Annotated in this window: 3 protein-coding genes; all 3 read right to left on the reverse strand. The window is 69.1% G+C overall.

From position 1 onward, the window contains the following. Nucleotides 1-2: 2 nt before the first annotated feature. Nucleotides 3-356: an STAS domain-containing protein gene (locus tag VGR06_RS28320; RefSeq protein ID WP_327562197.1), complete on the reverse strand. Its 354-nt coding sequence runs from the start codon at nt 354-356 to the stop codon at nt 3-5. Between the two features lie 168 nt (nt 357-524). Further along, nucleotides 525-1,064 (reverse strand): response regulator, encoded by a 540-nt coding sequence (locus tag VGR06_RS28325; protein WP_327562198.1) that lies wholly within the window; start codon nt 1,062-1,064, stop codon nt 525-527. Then, nucleotides 1,061-3,604 (reverse strand): ATP-binding protein (locus VGR06_RS28330; protein WP_327562199.1); only part of this gene is annotated, 2,544 nt, incomplete at its 5' end. The genes VGR06_RS28325 and VGR06_RS28330, both read right to left, overlap by 4 nt.

Here is a 3,604-nt window from a genome sequence, read left to right on the forward strand (position 1 = left end):
GGCTAGGGGTGCAACTCGCCACCCGCGAGCGCATGATCAACACAGTGGTAGAGCCCCAGGATCTGGTCCGGCCGCACGATCTCGATGGGCCGGACCACCGGCCGGTTCTCGTCAACCACGACGCACAGCAGCAGACCACGATGGTGCACGGCCTCGTCGGCGCTGTCCCGCAGCACCCGCAACCAGGCCGAGCCGAGCAGTGTCACCCTGGTCAGGTCCACCACCAGCGGCCGTCCATCGAGCCGGTCGAAGGCCTCAGCAAGCGTGTTCCGCAGCTGTGGTGCGGTCAACCCGTCAACCTCGCCGAGAACGGTGACGACCACCGCGCCGTCTCGGTCCGCCAACCGGACCGTCATCAACTGCTCCCGATCCGGCCGCTCGCCGGCCTCCGCACCCCGATCTGGGGATCTACGCGTCACTGGCAGGCTTCACAGCCGGGCACAGTACCGTGGTCAGCTTGGTGACGTAGGGTCCAGTGGACCGTCGCGGTTGACGGCATGCGCGCTGCCCGTTCTCCGGTCGGATCAGTTCGGCGGTGGGCGGTTGGGCGTCGTCTGCTGGGTCTCGTGGAGGACGGCGGCGGCGGCGACCGGATCCGGTGGGGCGGTGTCGAGCAGGGCCAGCGCCCTGTTGATCGCGGCCCGCAGCGCCGTTCGCTCGGCGGCCTGGGCGGTGAGCTCGGCGGTCTTGGTCCACAGGTCGATGAACACGGCGACCTTGGAGCGGAGCACCCAGGGATCGAAGGGTTTGGTGATGTAGTCCACGGCGCCGATCTGGTAGCCGCGGAAGGCGAGCCGCGCGTCGTAGTTGAGCGCGGTCAGGAAGATGATCGGGATGTGCCGGGTGCGCTCGCGCTGCTTGATGTGGGTCGCGGTCTCGAACCCGTCCATGTTGGGCATGCTGGCGTCAAGCAGGATGACCGCGAAATCCTGGTGCAGCAGCTGTTTGAGCGCGTCTTCGCCGCTGGTGACCGACACGGCCAGCACCGGAAGCCCCTGCAGGATCGCCTCGAGGGCGACCAGGTTCTCCCGGCGGTCATCGACGAGCAGGGCCTTCGCGGTCACCGCCCGGTCGCCGGTCTGTCGTCGACGCGCCGGCTGCGGCTGCGCTCCCCCCAGGAGGACATGGCCGCGAGCAGCTGGTCGAGGTCGACCGGCTTGGTGATGTAGTCGTCGGCGCCCGCCGCCAGGCTCGACTCGCGGTCCTCGGGCATCGCCTTGGCGGTCAGGAACACGATCGGCACCTCGGCGCCGTGCGGCAGCGAGCGGATCAGCCGGGTGGTCTCGTTTCCGTCCAGCTTCGGCATCATCGCGTCCATCAGCACGATGTCGACCTCCGGGTGCTCGGTGAGCATCCGCACGCCGTCCGTTCCGTTGTCCGCGTAGAGCACGGTCATCCCGTGCAGCTCCAGCGCACTGGTGAGGGCGAAGACGTTGCGCACGTCGTCGTCCACGATCAGCACCGTGATGCCCTCCAGCTGCCGGCCGCCGATCAACCGGGCCGCGGCCGGCCGCAGGATCGGTGTGTCGCCGGTGAGCGGGGGCAGCCCCTCGTCGGACGCGGCGAGCAGCGCCGGCCGGCCGCGCGACCCGGTGCCGTCCGAAGGCTGCGTCTGCGGCAGGAACAGGGTGAACGTGGAGCCGACGCCGAGCCGGGACTCCACGGTGATCGCTCCGCCGAGCAGGCGGGCCAGCTCCTTGCTGATCGACAGGCCCAGGCCGGTTCCGCCGTAGCGCCGGCTGGTCGTGCCGTCCGCCTGCTGGAACGCCTCGAAGATCATGGCGAACTTCTCGTCGGCGATGCCGATTCCGGTGTCGTGCACGGAGAACGCCACCACCCCGTCCGAATCGTCCAAAGTGGACACACCGAAGGCGCGCTCCGGTGCGGCCTGCCCGATGCTCAGCGTGACCGTGCCGGTCTCGGTGAACTTGACCGCGTTGGACAGCAGGTTGCGCAGGATCTGCTGGAGCCGCTGGCCGTCGGTGACGATCCGCGGTGGCACCCCGTCGGCCAGGCGCATCCGCAGCTCGAGGCCCTTCTCCTCGGCCTGCGCGCGGAAGGCCCGCTGGGCGTCGCCGGCCAGCACCTCCAGCTCGACCGGGCTCAGCTCGATGTTGACCCGGCCGGCCTCGATCTTGGACAGGTCCAGGATGTCGTCGATCAGGGCGAGCAGGTCCGTGCCGGCGTTGTGGATCGTGTTGGCGAACTCGATCTGCCGGTCGGACAGGTTCTGGTCCGGGTTGTCCGCGAGCAGCCGGGCCAGCAGCAGCAGGGAGTTCAGCGGAGTCCGCAGCTCGTGGCTCATGTTGGCGAGAAACTCGGACTTGTACTGGCTGGCGAGCGCGAGCTGCTGGGCGTTCTCCTCGACCCGGCGGCGGGCCGCCTCGATCTCCAGGTTCTTGATCTCGATGTTGCGGTTCTGCTCGGACAGCAGTGCCGCCTTGTCCTCCAGCTCGGCGTTGGTGCGCTGCAGCTCGGCCGACTGGTCCTGCAGCTCGCCGGCGAGCCGCTGGGACTGCAGCAGCAGCTCCTCGGTGCGCCGGTTGGCCTGAATGGTCTTGATCGCCACGCCGATGGTGACCACGAGCCGTTCGAGGAAGGTGAGGTGCAGCTCGGAGAACGGGGCGACCGACCCGATCTCCAGCACGCCCAGGGTTTCCCCCTCGAACAGCACCGGCAGCACCACGACGGCGGCCGGGGTGAACGAGCCGACGCCGGAGCGGATCGGCAGGAACCCGGCCTCCCCGCCGCGCACCACGATCATCTGCTTGGACTCGCCGGCCTGGCCGACCAGCCCCTCCCCGCGGGCGAACCGGATCCGCTCGCCGGAACCGAGCCCGTAGCCGCCGTACTGGCGCCACAGGCCGGGCTCGTCCCCACCGTCCGCGGTGTCCAGGAAGAACGCGCCCACCTGGCCGTTGACCAGCGGCACGACCTCTCTCATGATCATCTGGCAGACCTCGGCGAGATCCCGCTGGCCCTGCAGCAGCCCGCCGATCCGGGCGAGGTTGGAGTCCAGCCAGCCCTGCTCGGCGTTCTCCCGGGTCGTCTCCCGCAGCGCCACGATCATCTGGTTGATGTTGTCCTTCAGCTCGGCCACCTCGCCGCTGGCCTGGACGCCGATCTGCTGGGTGAGGTCGCCCCTGGTCACGGCCGTGGACACGCCGGCGATCGCGCGGAGCTGGATGGTCAGCGTGGAGGCGAGCTGGTTGACGTTCTCGGTGAGGTCCCGCCACGTCCCGGCGACTCCCTTCACCTGGGCCTGACCACCCAGCTTTCCTTCCGTGCCAACCTCTCTGGCCACCCGGGTCACCTCGTCGGCGAACGACGACAGCTGATCCACCATCGTGTTCACGGTGAGCTTCAGGGCGAGGATCTCGCCCTGCGCATCGACCGTGATCTTCTGCGACAGGTCACCTTCGGCGACCGCGGTGGCCACCTGGGCGATGTTGCGGACCTGAGCGGTGAGGTTGGACGCCATGTAGTTGACGTTGTCGGTCAGGTCCCGCCACGTCCCGGCCACATCCTTCACCTGGGCCTGACCACCCAGCTTTCCTTCCGTACCAACCTCTCTGGCCACCCGGGTCACCTCGTCGGCGAACGA

It is taken from the genome of Actinophytocola sp. (genome assembly GCF_036002505.1).
Classification (GTDB): domain Bacteria; phylum Actinomycetota; class Actinomycetes; order Mycobacteriales; family Pseudonocardiaceae; genus DASYTH01.

Coding starts and splice junctions, on each gene's coding strand:
- VGR06_RS28320 (WP_327562197.1), bottom strand. CDS start 356: ATGACGGTCCGGTTGGCGGACCGAGACGGCGCGGTGGTCGTCACCGTT.